Source organism: Bradyrhizobium uaiense (genome assembly GCF_010811875.1).
GTDB lineage: Bacteria > Pseudomonadota > Alphaproteobacteria > Rhizobiales > Xanthobacteraceae > Bradyrhizobium > Bradyrhizobium uaiense.
The window spans coordinates 19,313-39,306 of the sequence record NZ_VKHP01000028.1; the positions used below are offsets into that span (position 1 = coordinate 19,313).

18 protein-coding genes are annotated in these 19,994 nt (G+C 64.8%); 3 read left to right on the plus strand and 15 right to left on the minus strand.

The features are described 5' to 3' along the window. Positions 1 to 63: 63 nt before the first annotated feature. The 4 genes from FNJ47_RS09910 to FNJ47_RS09925 form a co-directional block, all read right to left on the minus strand. A complete protein-coding gene (locus tag FNJ47_RS09910) occupies positions 64 to 564 on the minus strand; it encodes a hypothetical protein (protein ID WP_163152893.1) in 501 nt (166 codons plus the stop codon). Between the two features lie 176 nt (positions 565 to 740). Further along, entirely contained in the window at positions 741 to 1,163 is a 423-nt protein-coding gene (locus tag FNJ47_RS09915; protein ID WP_235999739.1) for a c-type cytochrome, read from the minus strand. Positions 1,164 to 2,008: 845 nt separating this feature from the next. Continuing rightward, a complete protein-coding gene (locus FNJ47_RS09920; RefSeq protein WP_050422683.1) occupies positions 2,009 to 2,281 on the minus strand; it encodes a DUF2312 domain-containing protein in 273 nt (90 codons plus the stop codon). A gap of 174 nt (positions 2,282 to 2,455) precedes the next feature. Further along, positions 2,456 to 2,758, minus strand: a complete 303-nt coding sequence (locus tag FNJ47_RS09925; RefSeq protein ID WP_163152895.1) for a DUF1244 domain-containing protein — start codon at positions 2,756 to 2,758, stop codon at positions 2,456 to 2,458. A gap of 196 nt (positions 2,759 to 2,954) precedes the next feature. On the opposite strand from FNJ47_RS09925, the gene FNJ47_RS09930 reads away from it, so the two are divergent. Next, positions 2,955 to 3,563 (plus strand): DUF1036 domain-containing protein, encoded by a 609-nt coding sequence (locus FNJ47_RS09930; protein ID WP_163152896.1) that lies wholly within the window; start codon positions 2,955 to 2,957, stop codon positions 3,561 to 3,563. Next, positions 3,560 to 4,996, plus strand: a complete 1,437-nt coding sequence (gene pyk / locus FNJ47_RS09935) for a pyruvate kinase (RefSeq protein ID WP_163152897.1) — start codon at positions 3,560 to 3,562, stop codon at positions 4,994 to 4,996. The genes FNJ47_RS09930 and pyk overlap by 4 nt, the downstream gene beginning before the upstream one ends. 57 nt (positions 4,997 to 5,053) lie before the next feature. Here pyk and FNJ47_RS09940 read toward each other — a convergent pair whose 3' ends face one another. Continuing rightward, positions 5,054 to 5,482 (minus strand): OsmC family protein, encoded by a 429-nt coding sequence (locus tag FNJ47_RS09940; protein ID WP_163152898.1) that lies wholly within the window; start codon positions 5,480 to 5,482, stop codon positions 5,054 to 5,056. A gap of 83 nt (positions 5,483 to 5,565) precedes the next feature. Beyond that, positions 5,566 to 6,240 (minus strand): TetR/AcrR family transcriptional regulator, encoded by a 675-nt coding sequence (locus FNJ47_RS09945; protein WP_163152899.1) that lies wholly within the window; start codon positions 6,238 to 6,240, stop codon positions 5,566 to 5,568. Positions 6,241 to 6,685: 445 nt separating this feature from the next. Here FNJ47_RS09945 and FNJ47_RS09950 point away from each other — a divergent pair, with 445 nt between their 5' ends. Beyond that, positions 6,686 to 8,185 carry a hypothetical protein gene (locus FNJ47_RS09950; RefSeq protein ID WP_163152900.1) on the plus strand — a complete coding sequence of 500 codons (1,500 nt, stop codon included), beginning with the start codon at positions 6,686 to 6,688 and terminating at the stop codon, positions 8,183 to 8,185. Positions 8,186 to 8,477: 292 nt separating this feature from the next. Here the strand turns inward: FNJ47_RS09950 and FNJ47_RS09955 are convergent, their stop codons facing one another. The 9 genes from FNJ47_RS09955 to FNJ47_RS09995 form a co-directional block, all read right to left on the minus strand. After that, positions 8,478 to 8,891, minus strand: coding sequence for a DUF3052 family protein (locus FNJ47_RS09955; RefSeq protein WP_163152901.1), 414 nt, complete (start codon positions 8,889 to 8,891; stop codon positions 8,478 to 8,480). A 12-nt stretch (positions 8,892 to 8,903) separates the two neighbouring features. Next, positions 8,904 to 10,826, minus strand: coding sequence for an ATP-dependent zinc metalloprotease FtsH (ftsH, locus tag FNJ47_RS09960; protein ID WP_163152902.1), 1,923 nt, complete (start codon positions 10,824 to 10,826; stop codon positions 8,904 to 8,906). Between the two features lie 257 nt (positions 10,827 to 11,083). Further along, complete coding sequence (gene tilS / locus FNJ47_RS09965; RefSeq protein ID WP_163152903.1) at positions 11,084 to 12,118, minus strand: tRNA lysidine(34) synthetase TilS; 1,035 nt, start codon at positions 12,116 to 12,118, stop codon at positions 11,084 to 11,086. A gap of 51 nt (positions 12,119 to 12,169) precedes the next feature. Further along, the gene (gene ybgF, locus FNJ47_RS09970) at positions 12,170 to 13,219 is read right to left on the minus strand and encodes a tol-pal system protein YbgF (RefSeq protein ID WP_163152904.1); all 1,050 of its coding nucleotides are present in this window, start codon (positions 13,217 to 13,219) and stop codon (positions 12,170 to 12,172) included. A gap of 252 nt (positions 13,220 to 13,471) precedes the next feature. Beyond that, entirely contained in the window at positions 13,472 to 13,954 is a 483-nt protein-coding gene (pal, locus tag FNJ47_RS09975; RefSeq protein WP_163152905.1) for a peptidoglycan-associated lipoprotein Pal, read from the minus strand. Positions 13,955 to 14,223: 269 nt separating this feature from the next. Then, positions 14,224 to 14,958 (minus strand): N-acyl amino acid synthase FeeM domain-containing protein, encoded by a 735-nt coding sequence (locus tag FNJ47_RS09980; protein ID WP_163152906.1) that lies wholly within the window; start codon positions 14,956 to 14,958, stop codon positions 14,224 to 14,226. Between the two features lie 173 nt (positions 14,959 to 15,131). After that, entirely contained in the window at positions 15,132 to 17,456 is a 2,325-nt protein-coding gene (locus tag FNJ47_RS09985) for a putative bifunctional diguanylate cyclase/phosphodiesterase (RefSeq protein ID WP_163152907.1), read from the minus strand. A gap of 184 nt (positions 17,457 to 17,640) precedes the next feature. Beyond that, positions 17,641 to 18,933 carry a Tol-Pal system beta propeller repeat protein TolB gene (gene tolB, locus FNJ47_RS09990; RefSeq protein WP_430649368.1) on the minus strand — a complete coding sequence of 431 codons (1,293 nt, stop codon included), beginning with the start codon at positions 18,931 to 18,933 and terminating at the stop codon, positions 17,641 to 17,643. Between the two features lie 103 nt (positions 18,934 to 19,036). Continuing rightward, complete coding sequence (locus tag FNJ47_RS09995) at positions 19,037 to 19,969, minus strand: cell envelope integrity TolA family protein (protein ID WP_163152909.1); 933 nt, start codon at positions 19,967 to 19,969, stop codon at positions 19,037 to 19,039. Between the last annotated feature and the right edge of the window lie 25 nt (positions 19,970 to 19,994).

Here is a 19,994-nt window from a genome sequence, read left to right on the forward strand (position 1 = left end):
GTCGGACCACTTCCGCACCAACTTGCAGCAGGATCTTCTCGGGTCCATCTCGCGCCGCCTCGCCTATTCGGCTGCGGCGATCGGCAGCACGCCAGGCCGCTCCGCCGCGACGATTGCCTTCCACAATGCAGCGATGCGGCCCTGAGTGGCTGGCAGAATCGAGCAATGCCCTGCGGCGTCAAAATCACAGAACCGCGCTGCCGGATCGTCACACATCTCCGCAAACGTCCGGTTGATGAGGTCGAGACATTCCAGGAGTTTGGTGATGGTCTCCAAGCCCGCGCGACGCTGAAGATCGAGGAGCCGGAACGTCACGACTGGCGGGTCGCCGAACGAGATCTCGGGATGGGCGAGCCCGAAGAACATTTCGACAGCAGACGGCGCCTGTCTGATTCGATTGAGAAGGTTCGCTGCCTGAGCTTCCGTGCAGGCAACCAGGCGAGGCGACGACGCTCCGGGTACCGACACCGGACCCAGAACCACCGATATCTGCTGCTCAAGCCAGAGGCGAACAGGAGCCGGGGCATTCTGAATTTGCTGGGCGTCAAGCATTATGCTGGTCATCGTTGATCCTCCACTTTCCATACGACCACTAGTCTGCTCGCAGCGGCCTTGACAGGGATCAATGATGCGGCAACTGCCTTGCGGCGCGTGCGGCTGCCGCTCATCTATGGCGGCAGATCGCGTTGCCGCTGCCGAGCAGCGTCGGCAGCGCCGACCCGGACGCCTTCGTGGGCCGCTTACTTCTGCTGAATGCGATTCAGGTAATCGATAACGGTGAGAATGCGCGTTCGCACGACGACTTCCCGCAAGTCCCGCGACAGATCGAGCGCGTCGTAGGTTGGATCAACAGTGTGAGGCAGGCTCTTGACGGGGTTGAACCGTTCTCCCCAAATCGGCATCTCGTGGGTGCCGTGCGCGGAAATTGCTTTCCGTCCGTCTATGGTTTCGTAAACGGCGTTTATGGGAAAGACCCCGTTGTTGTGCTTCGCCAACGCCGTCAAATCGGCAGGCGGCACCTTCAGCTGCTCGCTAACCGGTCCCTTACCCTTTCCATCCGCACCGTGGCAGCTTGCGCACGAAGCCTGAAATTCCGCCTTTCCGACATCGGCGTCTTCAGCGTGGACGGCCGCGGCGAAAACAACGGTCAGACTGGCAATCATCAGCGGCTTGAAGCAACGAGTCCTCATATCCCGCCCCCTGGCTTTTCGCGCCCCCCGGCTTTCGGATAAATCAGCTTAGCGGTGATGGATTTGCTTTGGTTTGATGTACATCAATCGTCACCTTGCGGCGCAGCCGGTCGGCCGACGCCTCGGCAGAGCGACCAAAGCATTGGGTACTGCGCTTCATGCAGCACGACCTCGGATGTTTCGGATGGCAACTCCTCAACGGTCCCTTCGGCGCGAGCTTGTCACCCGTGGAGATGCGGCTAATTACATTGGTGCCTGGACTGTACAAAAGCTAATTGCCGAAGAGGGTTTCAGTCAACGCGCAAGCGTTGCCATCCGGCGCATGACATCGCGGAAAACCGTAGGTTGGCGTACGGAAATCTTGCAAATTGCGGAGAGCGCGTTAATCAATCCTCATCGAGAGATAAGGCATTTTCGATTTCCCTCGACTAGAACCCACCGTTTAGACGACCGCCGGAACGGGTTCGCCTGCGCGTCGCTGGGGATCGACGAGTACCGTGGCATTCCGCGCACTCGTACACACTACGGATCAGACCGTGCGCGGACTTGCGTTCACCATGTGATCAACGGTGCACGATGCAGGCCCCGGGGAAGCTTCAGCTAGCTACCACGGCCTCCAACGGAGAGAGCGCGCGCGACCTGATCAGATATCTGACGCCGGCGGAAGCCGATGCGCCCAAGCGTCGTTACGGCATGGAGCCGGTGTGACGAGGGGCATGAATCGAAGGCCATGACAGGGCGCGCTCCGCGCGCGACCTGATCCCTGTTTTGAGCGAAGGCCGAGCGTCGTGCGCGAGCCGCCCGACCAAACGCTGACGTCAGAGCATCCCAAGCGCCTGCATGTAGGTCTCCAGGATGGTCTCCTGCTCCTGGCGCTCGTTGGCATCCTGCTTGCGCAGGCGCACGATGGTGCGCAGCGCCTTGACGTCGAAGCCGTTGCCCTTGGCCTCGGCATAGACGTCGCGGATATCGTCCGAGATCGTCTTCTTTTCCTCTTCCAGCCGCTCGATGCGCTCGATGATGGACCTGAGCTGGTCCTTGGCAAATCGCGTTGCGGGCTCATCCTGAACGGCGGCAGACGTGGTGGCCATCGCGTACTCCTGAAATGGCAATGAAATGTCGCGCGAATACGCGCCACGCGCACCGCTTGTCGCGGGCGACCCTCGATTTTGGAGCGCGTTCCGTCAAGGAAACATCGCGCTCATCCACAGCGCGCCCACAGGAGATGCTGAGAGCCACGGAACGGATGTCACATAGAGTGAGATTTAATGCCCGCTTTGGGCCTTCTTCATCGCCGCAAGCTGCTCCGGCGTCGCGCTGCCCTGATGCTTCGCCTTCCATTCCTCATAGGGCATGCCGTAGACCGCCTCACGGCTCTCGTCCTTGCTCACCGCAAGGCCCTTGGCGTCGGCCTCTTCCTTCATCCAGTTGGACAGGCAATTGCGGCAGAAGCCGGCCAGGTTCATCAGGTCGATGTTCTGCACATCGGTCCGGTTGCGCAGATGATTGACGAGGCGCCGGAAGACCGCGGCCTCAAGTTCCGTTCTGGTTTTGTCGTCAATGCTCATTTTCGTGATCCCGGCTGTGGCGCTCACCATATTGATATCAGATGGGAATTGTCACAGATTTTGCCATATCGGCGCGCAAAATGGACCGGTTCGGCCAGACGTGCCGCGATCCCACCCTGTGGGAGACGGGCGCCCGCCCGTTGACTGTGCCTGCCGGACACGCGAAATCGTCAATGATTTGATATAGCTTCGCCGCATGAGCCCAATAGATTCTCTCGCCTCAACTCCCCGCAATATCCGCCTGACCCTCGCCGGCCTCCTTCCGGGGCTGGCGCTCGTTGCGGCGTGCCTGTGGACGAGCCCGGCGGCCGCCGATTTCCGGCTCTGCAACAACACATCGAGCCGCGTCGGGATCGCGCTGGGCTACAAGGACGCCGAGGGCTGGACCACGGAAGGCTGGTGGAACGTGTCGTCGCGGACCTGCGAGACCCTGCTGCGCGGCAACCTTGTCGCACGCTATTACTACATCTACGCTCTCGACTATGATCGCGGCGGTGAATGGTCCGGCCAGGCCTTCATGTGCTCGCGCGACAAGGAATTCACCATCAAGGGTACCGAGAATTGCCTAGCGCGCGGTTTTGACCGCACCGGCTTCTTCGAGGTCGACACCGGCGAGCAGCGTGCATGGACCGTCCAACTGACCGAAGCCAACGAACAACAGCCGCAGAAAGTACCGGGAATGCCGGGCGGCGTCGGCCCGGGAAGCCCCGGGGCGATGCCAGGCCTGCCGAACCCGCCGCCGGGCGCAGCACCGCCGGGCGCGCCGGGTCTGCCGCCAGCCGCAACGCCCGGAAACAAGCCATGAGACGACTGCGCCGAATCAAGATCCTCGCAACGCTCGGCCCGGCCTCCTCGGACAGCGCGATGATCCGCAAGCTGTTCGAGGCGGGCGCCGACGTCTTCCGCATCAACATGAGCCACACCCCGCATGACAAGATGCGGGAACTGGTCAAGACCATCCGCAATGTCGAATCGAGCTACGGCCGGCCGATCGGCATCCTGGTCGACCTGCAGGGGCCGAAGCTGCGGCTCGGCTCCTTCGCGGAAGGCTCGACCCAGCTCAAGAACGGCCAGAGCTTCATTCTGGATTCCGACAAGGCACTGGGCGACAACAGCCGTGTCCAGCTTCCGCATCCGGAGATCCTCGCCGCGCTCCGCCCGGGCCACGCCCTGTTGCTCGACGACGGCAAGGTCCGCCTCATTGCCGAGGAGACCTCGCCCGAGCGTGCGGTGACGCGCGTGGTGATCGGCGGCAAGATGTCGGACCGCAAGGGCGTCAGCCTGCCCGACACCGATCTGCCGGTCTCGGCGATGACCCCGAAGGACCGCGCCGACCTCGAGGCCGCGCTGCCGGAGGGGATCGACTGGGTCGCGCTGTCCTTTGTGCAGCGTGCCGAGGACGTGCTCGAAGCCAAGAAGATGATCCGCGGCCGCGCCGCCGTGATGGCCAAGATCGAGAAACCGCAGGCCATCGATCGCCTCGCCGACATCATCGATGCGGCGGACGCGCTGATGGTGGCGCGCGGCGATCTCGGCGTCGAGCTGCCGCTGGAGCGGGTGCCGAGCCTGCAGAAGCAGATGATCCGGATGGCGCGGCGCGCCGGCAGGCCTGTGGTGGTCGCGACCCAGATGCTGGAATCGATGATCCAGGCGCCGGTGCCGACCCGCGCCGAGGTCTCCGACGTCGCCACCGCGGTCTACGAAGGCGCCGACGCCATCATGCTGTCGGCGGAATCCGCTGCCGGCAAATTCCCGGTCGAGGCGGTCTCGACCATGAACCGCATCGGCGAGGAAGTGGAGCGCGACCCGACCTATCGCAACGTGATCAACGCGCAGCGCGTCGATCCGGAGCCGACGGTCGGCGATGCCATCGCCGACGCCGCGCGGCAGATCGCCGAGACGCTCGATCTGTCGGCGATCATTTGCTGGACGTCGTCGGGCTCGACCGGCATCCGCGTGGCGCGCGAGCGGCCCAAGGTGCCGGTGGTCGCGATCACGCCGAATCTTGCCACCGGCCGCAAGCTGTCAGTGGTGTGGGGTGTGCATTGCGTGGTGGCCGAGGACGCGCACGATCTCGACGACATGGTCGACCGCGCCGGCTCGATTGCATTCCGCGACGGCTTTGCCAAGGCCGGCCAGCGCGTCATCATCGTCGCCGGCGTGCCGCTGCGCGCGCCCGGTACCACCAACATGCTGCGCATCGCCTCGGTCGGGCCGAACGGCGACGCGCAGATCTGACGATCATTTCCTCCGTGCCGGGCCACGCATCAGCGCGCCCGGCAGTGGGCGCGACGATCAGCCCTGCAACGATGCGTCGAGCGTGATCCTGGTGTTGAGCAGCTTCGACACCGGACATCCGGCTTTGGCCTTGCCCGCCAGCTCCTGGAATGCCGCGTTATCGGCGCCCGGGATCTTCGCCGATAGCGTCAGGTGTATCGCGGTGATGGCAAAGCCGTCGGCGACCTTCTCCAGGGTCACGTCGGCCTTGGTCTCCATGTGCTCCGCAGTGAGCTTGGCTTCGCCGAGGATCAGCGACAGCGCCATCGTGAAGCAGGCGGCGTGCGCCGCGCCGATCAGCTCTTCGGGGTTCGATCCGGGCTTGCCCTCGAAGCGGCTGGCGAAGCCGTAGGGATAATCCGAGAGCGCGCCGCTCTTGGTCGAGATCGCGCCCTTGCCGTCCTTGATGCCGCCCTGCCATTTGGCCGAACCATGGGTCGTCGTCATCTGTTGCTCCCAGAGGTTGGTTGAACCCAGCCCGCAAAGCTACAACGCCTATGCGACAGAAGTGTTCGCCGCGCGCCTGAATGTTAAGCCCCGACCAGCGCCTTCGCCGGGGTCGTCGCCTGCACCACGAGACCGCGCGCGCGCGCGTCCATCACACCGACCGCGCGCAATGCAAGCAGCGTCACGGTCTGCACCGCATCGCGCAGCTTGATCGGATCCTCGAGATTGCTTGGTGCCAGCGGACCGACCAGCGCCTCGTGCAGCGCGCCGAGCAAGGCGGTGGCGGCCAGCGCCGTATCCTGCGCCGGCAGATGCCCGGCACGCACGGCGGCGTCGATGCGCATGGCGAGCTCGCCGGAAATATCGCGGCGGCTGGCGAGGCGCGAGGCGGTGACGTCGACATCGACGGGCTCGGCCAGGATGCCCCAGGCGAGCTTGCGCTGCGACAGCACGTGGACCGCAATCGTCGTCACCGCGGCAGCCAGTGCCGACGATGGCCCGGGCGCGGCATCGGCGGCGCGGCGGATCGCGGACAGCTCGTCGCGCGAGACCTCCGTGATCAATTCCGAGATCAGCTCCGCCTTCGACGGGAAATAGCGATAGACCGTCCCCGCTGCGACATTGGCCCGCACCGCGACGGGTGCGATCTGCACGGCCGCCATGCCGCCCGCCGCCGCCGCGTCGCGCGCAGCCGACAGGATGGCGCTGCGCCGGGCAGCCAGCCGCTTCACGACCTGATGAGTTCGCCGATAGACCATGGCGTTCCGTCCCCCCACCGTGCGCCCCGGCCGGCGCCCACCGGCAGAACACACGCGTCTTCAATGTTTTGAACGATTGATCCCGCAACCGTCTGAAGAAGTGAACAACTATTCAGACTGAATGACAAGGTGGAATTGTAAGGATTTTGCGACAGCCGCGTGCCACCTCGGATTGAGCCGGCGGCACTCCGGCCCAAGGGAGGCCCTGACCGACCGGAATCGCCGAGATATCGCTAGCTTCCGGCAATCCGCAGGATCGGATCAGGACTGCGATGGTAAATCGCAAGCTAAGATGATTGCTCGCAATCGAGACATCCGATCTCGCGCAGGCCGCGCGATCCCGGGGCCGCATTTACCCGAATTTATCGGAAGCCGTGGTCGAGTGCGCCGCTAGCGTCACGCGTGGCGTTGCCTCTGGATGTCCCCGGCCGAACCAAGAAAGCGCATGTCACTGTCCGTCACCAGCAGCGTGAGCAGCCGCAATGCGGCACGAGGACTGCTGCCGCTCTGCGCCGCCGTCGGCGCCTATCTGTTCTATCTCTCGGCCGGCGAGATCCAGCTGCGCGATACCGACACGATGTGGCAGATCAGGGTCGGCCAGTGGATCCTCGACCACGGCGCGATGCCGACGTCAGACGTGTTCTCGTTCACCCGTTTCGGCGAGCCCTGGATTTCGAGCTCGTGGCTGTCGCAGGTGGTGTACGCCCTCGTGTACGGCGGCGATTGGGCCGGGCCGGTCATCCTGACGTCGATCGCGATCGGCGCGACGGTCGCGGTCTTCCTGCATCTGTTGAGCCCGCATTTCGATCCGGCGCGTGCGCTGCTGATCGCGGCGCTGGCGCTGCTGTTGTCGACGATCCACTTCCTCGCGCGGCCGCACATGCTGGCGCTGCCGGTGTTGCTGGCGTTCATCGGCGGCCTGATGTCGGCTGCGGATCGCCGCACCTCGCCGTCATGGTGGCTGCTGCCGCTGATGACACTATGGGCCAATCTGCATGGCGGCTTCGTTCTCGGCCTGGCGCTGATCGGACCGATCGGACTGGAGGCGATCTGGAGCGCGGAGCCCAGCCGCCGCCGTCAGCTCGTCGCACGATGGGGACTGTTCGGCCTCGCCGCCCTCGCTGCGAGCTGCGTGACGCCTTACGGCTGGAATAGCCTCATGGGCGCGACCAAAATCCTCAGCCTCGGCAAGCTGCTGACACTGATCGGGGAATGGAAGCCCGCGGATTTCAGCAAGCCCAGTTTCTTCGAAGCCACGCTGCTCGGCCTGATCGGGCTCATCACCTATCGCAGACTGACCCTGTCGGTGCCGCGGATTCTGCTGCTGCTCGGCCTGATCTGGATGGCGCTGAGTCACGTCCGCAACATCGAGGTGTTCGCGTTCATCGCGCCGCTGGTGCTCGCCAAGCCGATATCAGAACAATGGGGAAATGCAGGCGCAGCCGCCTCCCGCTTCGAGGAGGCCCGCTCGGTCCCTGTCGTCACGATCCTGGCTGTCATCGCGATGGTGATCGGAGCGTGGGTGACGACGACGATGTTCGTCGCACAGCACGAGTTCAAGTTCCTCCCGGCGGTCTCGCCCGTTGCCGCGGTCGACGTCCTCCAGCAGCACAAGGCGCAGCGCGTGTTCAGCACCGCGCCGTTCGGCGGCTACATGGTGAGCCGCGACGTGAAGGTGTTCATCGACGGCCGCGCCGAACTGTACGGCGAGCAATTCGTGCTCGACTATTACGCCGCGCTCGACGCCCGCGACGTCGGACAGCTGCTCGACCTGCTCGACAAATACCGGATCGACGCCACGCTGCTGAGTTCGGACTCTCCGGCCGGAAACGCGCTGGACCACCTCAAGGGCTGGAAACGGCTGTACAAGGACGACATCGCCGTCATCCACGTGCGATCGGATGAGAGGACCGGCGCAGCGACGCCGGCGGCGAGCTCGAACTAGCCTCAACTGCATTGCCTTCACCGTCATCCCCGCGCAAGGGCTTCGCCTTTGTCGCTGGAGGTGCGAGCGGAGCGAGCCTCGAAGGATGAATCGGCCACCAGCCGGGCCGTCGATCCTTCGAGACGCCGCTTCGCGGCTCCTCAGGATGACGGGTTTGAATGCCTCGCGCATCGGCCACCCCTCCCCGTTTTCCTGCCGCGCTCTGAGTAAGGCGCGACCGTGCCGTCCAGCGACTTGGCGCGAGGGTGCCACGGCGCTCCAACCGCGGCCAAGCCTATTCGGCGCAGCGATCTCAGCGCCTGCCGCGCTCCTTGACGGGGATCACGAATTTCAGCCCCGACCACACCGCATCGACGGCGCAGACCTTGATGTCGACCAGGCCGGCCGCGAGCCCGGCCTCGCGCACGGCCCTGTCGTCGAGATCGGTCGCGACGCCCGTGCTCTTCTTCGGCCACGACACCCAGATCATGCCGTCCGGCGCGATCGCCTCCCGGTAGTGCCGCAGCCTGGCGGCGAGCCCCCTCGCCTCGGCGGCGAACAGATGCACGGCATCGAGCGGCGCCCGCGCCGTCTTCGCGATCCGCACATCGGCGGGCAATGCGCCGACCACATCGCCATAGGGGACGGACAACCCGTCGACAAAAATACAAAAGCCCGGCTTGAGGCCGAGCTTTTGCACAATCGGTTTGCCGGGGCTGCCGGCCATGGCAGGCGCGGCTTACGCCTGCGGCTGCGGCTCCATGCCGGTGTCCGGATCAGGACGCGGGCGCGGCTTGCCGGCCGGCGGCACGGCGGACGCGCGCGGCGTCGACGGCTCCAGCACCGACTCGCGGTTCGGCTTCTTGCCCTTCAGCAGGTCGATGATCTCGTCGCCGGTCAGCGTCTCGAACTCGAGCAGGCCCTTGGCCAGTGCTTCGAGATCGTCGCGCTTCTCGGTGAGAATCTTGGTCGCCTCCTGGTAGCCCTCCTCGACCAGACGCCTGATCTCGGAATCGATCTTCTGGACGGTCGCCTCCGACGCGTTCTGTGTGCGCGAGACCGACATGCCGAGGAACACCTCGTCCTGGTTCTCGCCGTAGGAGACGGTGCCGAGCTCTTCCGACAGGCCCCAGCGCGTCACCATCATGCGAGCGAGGCGGGTCGCCTGCTCGATGTCGGAGGCGGCGCCCGAGGTCACCTTCTCGCGGCCGAAGATCAGCTCTTCCGCGACACGGCCACCCATCATGATGGCGAGGCGCGAGGTCATCTGCTCCAGCGACATCGAGAGCTTGTCGCGCTCCGGCAGCTGCATCACCATGCCCAGCGCACGGCCGCGCGGAATGATGGTCGCCTTGTGGATCGGATCGGTCGCGACGACGTTGAGGCCGACGATGGCGTGACCGCCCTCGTGATAGGCCGTCAGCAACTTCTCTTCCTCGGTCATGACGAGCGACTTGCGCTCGGCGCCCATCATCACCTTGTCCTTGGCCTCTTCGAACTCGGCCTGCGTCACCATCCGCTTGTTGCGGCGGGCGGCGGTCAGAGCAGCCTCGTTGACGAGGTTCATCAGGTCGGCGCCCGAGAAGCCCGGCGTGCCGCGCGCGATGGTCTTGAGGTTGATATCCGGCGCCAGCGGCACCTTGCGGACGTGAACCTTGAGGATCTGCTCGCGACCGACGACGTCCGGGTTCGGCACCACGACCTGGCGGTCGAAGCGGCCCGGGCGCAGCAGCGCGGGATCGAGCACGTCGGGACGGTTGGTCGCAGCGATCAGGATCACGCCTTCATTCGCCTCGAAGCCGTCCATCTCGACCAGCAACTGATTCAGCGTCTGCTCGCGCTCGTCATTGCCGCCGCCGAGGCCGGCGCCGCGATGACGACCGACCGCGTCGATTTCGTCGATGAAGATGATGCACGGCGCGTTCTTCTTGGCCTGCTCGAACATATCGCGGACACGGCTCGCGCCGACGCCGACGAACATTTCGACGAAGTCGGAACCGGAGATGGTGAAGAACGGCACGTTGGCTTCGCCCGCGACCGCGCGCGCGATCAGCGTCTTGCCGGTGCCGGGAGGGCCAACCAGCAGCACGCCGCGCGGAATGCGGCCGCCGAGCCGCTGGAATTTGCCGGGGTCGCGGAGGAATTCGACGATCTCCTGCAGATCCTGCTTGGCCTCGTCGACACCCGCGACGTCCTCGAAGGTGACGCGGCCATGCGCCTCGGTCAGCATCTTGGCGCGCGACTTACCGAAGCCCATCGCCTTGCCGGCGCCGCCCTGCATCTGCCGCGACAGGAATATCCAGACGCCGATCAGCGCGATGAACGGCAACCAGGAGACGAGCAGCGAGACGAACCACGGCACGTTGTCGCCGGGCGCCTTCGCGGTGATCTGCACCTTGGCGTCATAGAGGCGCTTCACGAGCGACGGGTCGCTCGGCGCGTAGGTCTGGAAGCTCGTGCCGTTGTTGAAGGTGCCGTGAATCTCCGGGCCCTGGATCACGACGTCGCGGACATGGCCCTGATCGACTTCAGTGAGAAGCTGCGAGAACGAGATGTCGGAAGACGACGAACGCTGACCGGGATTCTGGAAAAGCGTGAACAACGCCAGCAACAGCAGGACAATGATGACCCAGAGGGCGAAATTCCGCAGATTGGCGTTCATGGTCTTCCTTCGTGGTCGCGCGGATCGCGGCCTCTCTCTATCCTTGGGCAGGCTCTGTGGGAATCCCCAGGGAATCCATCCCGTCGATGCCTACAATCTAGGTGCCGCTGGGGTCGATGCCAAGGGAACCACGCACGACTATTTACCGCATCCTAGCCCGATTCCCGGTCAAAAAATGGCGTCGAATCCGGTGTTTTTCCGGGGTGGTTAAGCCTCCTTGCCGGTTTATGACAGCGATTGAAGCAATCGAACCCGGCTCAGCGGGAACGCGCCCGGCGCGGCGGCGCCGGCTCGATCCTGATGCGGCCGGAGGCGACGCTAATGACCGCTCCGGCAAGGGTCTGTTTCAGCTTGGATTCGCGTTGTCCGAAGGTCCCATCCAAGGCCGCATCCACCGCCGCGAGCAGGGTTTCGACCTTGCCGAGTTCGGCCGGCCCTTCATGTCCGGTACGATCGATGGCGCGCTTGAGCAGACGCAGGCGGATTTCCTCGGGCATCACTGCAAACAGCGCAGCGTCGAAGCCGGTGCGCGGGTTATCCTCATCTTTCAACGCGAGATAGCGCTCAGCGCCATCGACCAGCACCTCCAGCGCGACATTGGCTCGTGCGATCCGCGCGGCAAGCCGTGCCAGGTTCCGCGCATCGCCGCCCTCCTCCGCCAGCATCGGCATCAACGCGCGCAGCCGCGGCCGCGTGAAGGCCGGATCGTGATTGGTCGGATCGTCGGCAAAGCCGATGCGTGCCTTCTTCAGCGTCGCGATCAGCTGCGCCTTGGAGATATCGAGCAGCGGCCGCGTCAGCAAAACGCCGTCGCGCTCAATCTCGCGCGCCATCGCCGAGAGGCCCGCGACGCCGCTGCCACGCAGCATCCGCATCAACAGCGTCTCGGCTTGATCGTCACGGGTGTGGGCGGTCAGGATGTGCGTGGCGCCGTGCCTGCGCGCGGCTTGCGCGAGCAGGCGATAGCGCGCCTCACGCGCGGCCGCGGGCACGCCGGTCCCCGGCTTGGGCCCGCGCCAGCGCAGCGTGTGATGCGGCAGGTCGAGGCTTCGCGCCAGCTGCTTGACGTCGCGCGCCTCGCGCGCCGCTTCAGGACGCAGGCCGTGATCGACGGTGATGGCGACCAGTTGCGGTCCTGACGCAAGCGCGCGGCGCCAGCGCGCGGCCAGCCACATCAGCGCGACTGAATCGGGACCGCCGGACACCGCGAGCACAATCGCCGGTGCACGCGCGAGGCCTGCGAACAGGCGCTTGGCGTCCCGTGCCGGGATGGCGGATCGGTCGTCAGGCATCGCAAAACCAGCTTGTTGCGGAAAGGCCGGAAGCGGCCTCCGCGCGCTGGTTTAGCACTTCACGCGCTTCTGCTCGCGGTCAACCGTAGCCTTGACCCCGCCGGACGCGCGCGGATATTTCCGCGCGATCTCGCCGAACGCGGCGCAGGCGGCTTCCTTTTCCTTCAGCGCCGCCAGCGACTGGCCAAGTCGCAGCAGGGCGTCGGGCGCCTTCGCGGACTTGTCGAACTTGGTGGTCACGCCGAGGAAGGTTTCCGCGGCGTCGCGATATTGCTGGCGCTGGAAATAGCTTTCGCCGAGCCAGTATTGCGAGTCCGCCACCAGAGGATCGCTCGGATATTTCTGGGCAAAGTTCTTCATCGTCTCTTCGGCGAGCGCGTAGTCCTTGCGCTGCATGTAGCCGATGCCGAGGTCGAACTCGTCCTTCGACGTCGCCGACGGCGGCAACGTTGTCAGGGCCGCGGTTGCGCCGGGGGCACCACGCTGCGGGCTGGTGTTGCCGAGATTGAGCGGCTCGCCCGCCCCGCGCCCGCCGGGTGCACCGACCGCCGCATCGCCCTGCATCGGCATCTGCCCGCCACCACCGAGTACGCGCGGAGCGCCCGGAGCGTTCGGATTCTGGTTCGGATCGAAAGCATCGCCGCGACCGCGGCGGCCGGGAGCCGCAGACGGCGCCGGCTCCTGCACGATCGGCGCGGGCGCAGCGATCTGTTGCTGGTCATAGCCGCCCTGCGGCTGCCGGCCGTATCCTTGCTGTGGCTGGCCATATCCCTGCTGCGGCTGGGGGTAGCCCGGCTGAGCTTGCGGGTAGCCCTGCGGCTGCTGCGCCGGCGGCACGGCCGCGACATTGGGTTGACCTGCCGGAGCCTGTCCAGGAGCGCCGGGCGGCTGGCCGCCAAGCTGGCGCAGCCGCTCCTCGAGCTGGCGGTTGCGGTACTGCAGCTCCTCGTTCTGGCCGGTCAGCTGCCGCAGTTGGTTTTCGAGCCGCTCGATCCGCATTTCGGCGTCAGAATCGTCGGATTGAGCAAAAGCCGGAACAGAAACCGCGAACAACGCCGCGATCGCCGCGGCGGAGGAAAGAAAATGAAGCCTGGATGACATTTTGCCCTGACGACGAGATCGACGTGAAAAGCGAGCGACATTGAGGGACGGAGTACGCCGGAATTGTGACTGGCACTTCAAATCCGGGACAGCGTCGCGGATACCGGTTTAGTACGGACGGTGGAACAAGCAAGCGGCCAATTGCGCGCAGCTTCGTTCATCTTGATGAAGGCGGGCCAGGCTTTCACGCGGCCCAAAAACAAAACCGGCGCCCGAAGGCGCCGGCTTCAAAAAAATCCCTCGGGAGTAGCGTCAGGAGCTGGCGTTCAGCACGGTGACGGCGCGACGGTTCTGCGACCAGCAGGAGATGTCGTTACAAACCGCGACTGGGCGCTCCTTGCCGTAGGAGATGGTGCGCATGCGGCTCGGATCGATGCCGCGCGAGGCCAGATAGGCGCGAACCGACTGGGCACGGCGAGCACCGAGCGCGATGTTGTATTCGCGCGTGCCGCGCTCGTCGGCATGACCTTCGATGGTGAAGGAATAACGGCCATAGGTCTGCAGCCACTGCGCCTGCTTGTCGAGGGTCGCTGTCGCCTGCGGGCTGAGATCGGTCTGATCGCTCTCAAAGAACACGCGGTCGCCGACATTGACCACGAAATCCTGCTGGCTGCCCGGGGTCGCGGCGCCCCCGATCGCGCCATTGGCGTCCAACGGGTTCTTGTTGGCGCAGGCACCCATCGACAGCGCCACCGCCAGAACCGCAACCAGCTTCATACCCTGGAGATATTTCATTCCCGGAGCCTCCACGCTCACGCTCTTCGTACTGTCCATTGGGTCTACAGGGCGATGGTTAAGCGAACGTTCCGTCAACCTTGACGAGACCTTGCTGAACCTCATCAAATGCCAAGCAATGGCGAAAAGCGCCCCCGATGGTTAATGGGTGGCAAATGTGGCGCGACGGTGAAGGGAAGGCAAGCTTCGCGGGAACCGGGCGCTTTTGCAGGACAATTTGACCTGCGCAACAGGTGGTCGGCGTCAAATCGATCGGGACGCCGGTTTTCTCAGGGATTCGGCACGATCGAGGCGCGCTCGAACGGCCGGACAATACCGTCGGGCTGCAACTGGCCCTCCCGGTCGAACAGCATCCGCCGCTCGAAGGCGCTGGAACGCAGGAACGGATAGCGCGCGAGCACGCGCTCCCGCACCGTCGGCAGATGCGAGGCCATCAGCCCGACCGGCTTCACAAGCCCGGGATAGAGCCGCGGCTCCGACCAGGTCTCGTGCAGGAACACGCGCCGGTAGAACGCCATGTGCTCGGGCCGGACCGGCGCCAGGCCGTAATCGGCATTGAAATGCACGCCCGCGGTCGAGCCGAGGCGCACGGTGACATAGGGCAGTTCCGGATTGTTCCGCGCCTTTTCGGGATCGGCGACGAAGCGCGTCGAGTCGATGAACACCAGACCCTGATCGAGTTTCGGCAGCAGCACATCGCCGAACACATCGAGCGTCGGCGAGGAGCGCCACTCCGGCGTCGCCACGGTGATGCGGATCGAACTGCAGAGCTCGCCCTGCAGATAGACGCCGAACACCCACGCATTCGGCGCATCGTCGAACTGATCGACGACGCGCTCATCGGCGGAGGGCCGGATCGCTCCCTCGCGCAGATAGGCGCGATAGCGAAGCCGGTAGATTTCGTCTTTCTGTTCGGGGGTCTGAGCGAGGCGGTAGTCGACTTGGTCGAGAGGGTCCGCAAGCCTTCCTGACGCGGGCTTGATGGCTTCGGCCGCGGACCTCATGCAGTACTCCCCTAACAACCCAACAACTTCAACGCGCGTGGCAAAAGATTAACAGCTTCTTAATTTTCGTCAAAGCAATCGAGGCAATACAGTTAACCCGCGACCGCAACGGTGCACTTCAAACCGTGCAGCCGGATGCTCTCACAACTATCGATTGAGTTTATTGCGCTGGATCAAGCAATTGAGCGCGAGGGAACCACGTGCAGCTGCTCGTCGGTCCGCCGGCCGTGCGAGGCATTGAGCAGCTGGCGGATGCGCACCGCGGGAACCGGCCGGCTGAACAGGTATCCCTGTGCTTCGGTCACCGCACCGTCGGCGCTGATCAGTTCGAGCTGTTCATTGGTCTCGATGCCCTCGACCACGACCGACATGCCGAGATCCGCGGACAGCCGAGCCACGCCGCGCAGCAGGGTCAGCGGACGATCACTGTCGATGCCTTCGAGGAAGGAGCGGTCGATCTTGACCTTCTGCAGCGGGAAATTGTGCAGGTAGCTGAGCGACGAGTAGCCGGTGCCGAAATCATCCAGCGAGATCCGCACGCCGAGCGAGCGCAGCTGCGACAGCACGTCGTGGGTCAGCTCGGTGTTGTGCAGCAGCGAGGATTCGGTGATCTCGATCTCCAGCCGGTGTGCCGGCAGGCCGGAGACCTCGAGCGCGTAGCGGACCTCGCTCAGCACGTCGCGCTGATGGAACTGCTGCGGCGAGAAGTTGACGGCGACGCTGACCGCCTCGGGCCACTTCATGCATTCCATGCAGGCCTTGCGCAGGATCCAGCGGCCGAGGTCGACGATCAGGCCCATGTCCTCGGCGACCGGAATGATGTCGACCGGAGAGACCGTGCCGCGTGCCGGATGGTTCCAGCGCAACAGCGCCTCGCAGGTCGATACCTTGCCGGACTTCAGGTTGATCAGCGGCTGGTAGAACAGCTCGAATTCCTCGTTGGCCAGCGCCTTGCGCAGATCGAGCTCGAGGATGCGGCGGGCCTCGACGGTTTGCGCCATCTCGTCGCGGAAGAAGCAGAAGGTGCCGCGGCCATCGGCCTTGGCGCGGTAGAGCGCCATGTCGGCGTTCTTCAATAGCGTATCGGCGCCGACGCCCGGCGCGGTCATCGCGATGCCGACGCTGGCGCCGATCTCGACCAGGTGGTTGTCGATCTTGTAGCGCTCGCTGAGGCGGTCGACGATGCGCCGCGCCAGCGCTGCGGCATCCTCATGCGAGTTGATGTTCTGCTGGAACACGACGAACTCGTCGCCGCCGAACCGCGCCACGAAATCCTCCGGCCGCAGCATCTCGCGCAGCCGCTCGGCGACCGCGCAAAGCAGCTGGTCGCCGCAGGGATGGCCGAGCGTGTCGTTGACCTGCTTGAACTGGTCGAGGTCGACGAACAGCAATGCGGAGCGATGGTCGCCGTGCTGCATCGCGAGCAGCCGGCCGATCTCGTCGCGGAAATTGACGCGGTTGGGGAGCGCGGTCAGCTCGTCGTAGCGCGCGAGGTGGCTGATCCTGGCCTCGGCGTCCTTGCGCTCGGTGATATCCTCGACCAGCACGACGGTGCCGCCGCCAGCCATCGGCTGGAACGTCCAGTCGAGCGAACGGTTCTGCGCCGGATCGGGATCGCTGGTGACGATGTCGCCGCGCTGCGAGCTCTCGATCTCGTAGAGAATCTGCTGCGCGGCCGCGGCCGAGATCGCGCCCGACAGCACGCAGGCGTTGCAGATATCGGTCGCGCTGGCGCCGCGCTGCACGAAATCCTCCGACAGCTCCATCATCTCGATGAAGCGGTGGTTCATCACCGCAAGGCGGCCGTCGGCGGAGAACATGCAGAGGCCGTGCGGCATGTTGTTCAGCGCGGTATCGAACTGGCCCGCCAGCGCCGCCTCGCGCTCCTTGGCGATCCAGGCATTGACGTAGATGCGCTGCAGGCTCGTGGTGAGGTGGCGGATGGCACTGAAGAACACCAGGCTGAGCAGCGCCAACGCGATGTGATAGGGACCACCGACATACATCAGCGCGGCGATCAGGGGACCGATCGACATCAACAGATGCAGGTGGAAGATCTGCGGCCGGCCGAAGGTCCGTCCGACCCCCGCCGAGGTGTAGGCGACCACCGTGGTGACGCAGAGCATATGCGCGGCGGCGTCGCTGGTCGTGAGCAGGACGGCGGCGCCCCACAGGCCGAGCGCAATGCCGTAGGCGAGGCTGCCGATCCGGTAGCGCTTCTCCCAGGCCACGGACTCTTCGACGGTGAGGCGGGAATTGCGCTGCTGGTAGCGGTACATCTGCAGCGCGCGCGCCAGACCCACCACGATGAACAGCGGCACGCACAGCCAGGACAGGAGATTGCCGGTGACGAACGCAATCACGGCGCCCGCAATGGCGGGGCCGAAGGCGCCGAAGATCATGGGCGCGGGGTTCATGAACAGGGAATCGACCAACGCCGCGGAGATCGTCGGCGACATCGACTGGTCCGGTTCTCCCGTCTGACTTGCAAACTGCATTGTGAGAGCGCGCGTCCTTTTCAGCTCGCACTCTTACTGATCGCAGGTGAAGTCTTTCTGAGGGAACATCGTTAGCGAGTCCTTGCCACGGCCCGCTGGCGACCGAAATTCACCATGAAATTCAGTGCGCTAGGTAAGAACTGCCGACCAGCACCGGGGTTCCCCGGAGCAGGTCTGCGCGAGCTTACGACAACAGCGGCGACCAGGCCGGATCGGAAGCAAATCCGGGGGTCGGGACCCGCAACTCATTGCGCCCGGAGACGTCGATGGTGAACAGCGACGGACCGCTGTTGCCGCCGGGATCGCGGAAGAACATCACGACGCGCCCATTCGGCGCGAAGGTCGGCCCCTCATTGTGGAATCCCGAGGTCAGGATGCGCTCGCCCGAACCGTCGGGCTTCATGATGCCGATCGCGAACTGCCCGCCGCCCTGCTTGGTAAACGCGATGTAGTCGCCGCGCGGCGACCAAACCGGCGTCGAATAGGTGCCGTCGCCGAACGAGATGCGCTGGGCGCCGCCGCCGGTTGCCGGCATCACATAGATCTGCGGCTTGCCGCCGCGATCGGATTCGAAGCAGAGCCGCGTGCCGTCAGGCGCGTAGGACGGCGAGGTGTCGATCGCCGGCGTGTCGGTCAGCCGCGTCATCGACTTCGAGCGCAGATCCATCACGAACAGATTGGAGTTGCCGCCCTGCTGCAAGCTCATGATCACGCGCTGGCCGTCGGGCGAGAAGCGCGGTGAGAACGACATGCCCGGGAAGTTGCCGACGATCTCGCGCTGGCCGGTCTCGATGTTGAGCAGATAGACGCGCGGGTCGCCCTGCCCGAACTCCATGTAGGTGATTTCCTGGGTCGACGGCGAGAAGCGCGGCGTCAGCACCAGATCCGAGCCGCGGGTCAGATAGCGCACATTGGCGCCGTCCTGATCCATCAGCGCGAGCCGCTTGACGCGGCGATCCGCCGAGCCGCTCTCGTCGACGAACACGACGCGGGTGTCGAAGTAGCCCTTCTCGCCGGTCATGCGCTCGTAGATCTGGTCGGAGATGATGTGCGCGATGCGCCGCCAGTATTCGGCCGAGGTGTCGTACTGCTGGCCCGCAAGCTGCTGGCCGGTGTTGACGTCCCAGAGCCGGAATTCCGCCTTCACGCGGCCGTTGCCCTGGCGCGTCATCCGGCCGGTCACCAGCGCCTGCGCGTTGATGCTCTTCCAGTTGTTGAAGTTCGGCGCAGCGTCGATGTTGATCTGCTTCTCGAGATAGGCCGCCTGATCGATCGGCGCGAACAAGCCGCTGCGCTTCAGGTTGTTGGTGATCACCTGCGTGACGCCGACGCCAACTTCGGCGTCGCCGGGTGTGCCGGCGGCAAAGTTCGGGATCGCGATCGGCACCGGAGCGAACTCGCCCTCGGTGATGGTGATCCGCTTCTGAGCGAACGCGGGACCGGCGAGTCCGCCCAGCATCGCGCCAGCGGACGCCATTCCGGCCAGGATATGCCGGCGGCTCGGACGGAATAGCGTTTCAGGCAATCGGGTCTTGTCAATCATCGCTCGAACTCATGCTCGTAAACAGTGGCGCGCATTTTCAGCTCTGCCTCTCGGTAAAGGCCGGCTCAAAGAACTGCCACTCCTCAAAGAAACCTGGAGGCAATCGATAGGGCTGGCACTCGATGATCGCGCGCAAGCCACTCTCCTGATACACCCGAAGATAGGGCGTCTTCGCCGTTCCCACCACGACCGGCATGCCTTCCAGCGTGCCGTCGCGCTTCAAATGGATGGAGAACACGGCCTCTGCCATCTGTGCCTCTATTCCACCGTAAGGCTTCTTCCAGCAGCGCTCGACCTGCTGCCGGAACATCGCGCCCCAGGTCGCGGAATTGTCGGCGGCCTTGCCCTTCGCCGTCCCGAGCGCCGCATTGGCATTGAGCGTATCGCCGGTCGCCGCGGCGCGCGTCGGGTCACGCTTGTCGAGCAGCGCTGCGATCTTGCTCTGGTCGAACACGCGATCCTTCGGCTTCTGCTCCGGCGGCGGCTTGGCGGCCTGCTGGACCGGCTTCGGCGGCGGCTTCTTCTCTTCCTTCTTGATCGCTTCCGCGATCGGGTCGGGCTTCACCGGATCGGGCTTCTTCTCGACCGGCTTCGGCTCTTCCTTCGGCTTATTCTCGACCTTCTTCGGCGGATCCGGCTTCTTGTCTTCCGGCTTCTCCACCTTCGGCGCCGGCTGCGGCGCGGTATCGGTCACCACAGGCGGCTTCTTTTCCTCGACCTTGCCGACGGTGTCGTCGACCGGCTTGGCTTCGGCGACCTTGTCGACCAGTGGCTTGGGATTTTCCTTCTTGCCGTCCTTCTGGCCGGCCATGACATGCGAGAGCTGGTCGGGCGAGATCACATCGACGGCAACGGATTCCTCTTCGGGCATCACGTACGCCCTGGTCGAAAACGATACGAGGCCCCACCCGATCACGAGGACGTGCAGGACAATCGATGCCGCCAGAGTCTTGTCGACCTTGACCTTCAAATCAGGCTTCCCCGTGCCTTGGCAT

Bases quoted from the DNA above. Each gene is read 5' to 3' on its own strand.
- ybgF (WP_163152904.1), bottom strand. From the start codon at position 13,219: ATGTCATCCAGGCTTCATTTTCTTTCCTCCGCCGCGGCGATCGCGGCG.
- FNJ47_RS09950 (WP_163152900.1), top strand. From the start codon at position 6,686: ATGTCACTGTCCGTCACCAGCAGCGTGAGCAGCCGCAATGCGGCACGA.
- pal (WP_163152905.1), bottom strand. From the start codon at position 13,954: ATGAAATATCTCCAGGGTATGAAGCTGGTTGCGGTTCTGGCGGTGGCG.
- FNJ47_RS09925 (WP_163152895.1), bottom strand. From the start codon at position 2,758: ATGAGCATTGACGACAAAACCAGAACGGAACTTGAGGCCGCGGTCTTC.
- FNJ47_RS09985 (WP_163152907.1), bottom strand. From the start codon at position 17,456: ATGCAGTTTGCAAGTCAGACGGGAGAACCGGACCAGTCGATGTCGCCG.
- FNJ47_RS09955 (WP_163152901.1), bottom strand. From the start codon at position 8,891: ATGGCCGGCAGCCCCGGCAAACCGATTGTGCAAAAGCTCGGCCTCAAG.
- FNJ47_RS09920 (WP_050422683.1), bottom strand. From the start codon at position 2,281: ATGGCCACCACGTCTGCCGCCGTTCAGGATGAGCCCGCAACGCGATTT.
- FNJ47_RS09945 (WP_163152899.1), bottom strand. From the start codon at position 6,240: ATGGTCTATCGGCGAACTCATCAGGTCGTGAAGCGGCTGGCTGCCCGG.
- FNJ47_RS09915 (WP_235999739.1), bottom strand. From the start codon at position 1,163: ATGATTGCCAGTCTGACCGTTGTTTTCGCCGCGGCCGTCCACGCTGAA.
- tilS (WP_163152903.1), bottom strand. From the start codon at position 12,118: ATGCCTGACGACCGATCCGCCATCCCGGCACGGGACGCCAAGCGCCTG.
- pyk (WP_163152897.1), top strand. From the start codon at position 3,560: ATGAGACGACTGCGCCGAATCAAGATCCTCGCAACGCTCGGCCCGGCC.
- tolB (WP_430649368.1), bottom strand. From the start codon at position 18,933: ATGGCGTCCGCTGGCGCGATGCTGGGCGGACTCGCCGGTCCCGCGTTC.
- FNJ47_RS09940 (WP_163152898.1), bottom strand. From the start codon at position 5,482: ATGACGACGACCCATGGTTCGGCCAAATGGCAGGGCGGCATCAAGGAC.
- FNJ47_RS09910 (WP_163152893.1), bottom strand. From the start codon at position 564: ATGACCAGCATAATGCTTGACGCCCAGCAAATTCAGAATGCCCCGGCT.
- FNJ47_RS09930 (WP_163152896.1), top strand. From the start codon at position 2,955: ATGAGCCCAATAGATTCTCTCGCCTCAACTCCCCGCAATATCCGCCTG.
- FNJ47_RS09980 (WP_163152906.1), bottom strand. From the start codon at position 14,958: ATGAGGTCCGCGGCCGAAGCCATCAAGCCCGCGTCAGGAAGGCTTGCG.
- ftsH (WP_163152902.1), bottom strand. From the start codon at position 10,826: ATGAACGCCAATCTGCGGAATTTCGCCCTCTGGGTCATCATTGTCCTG.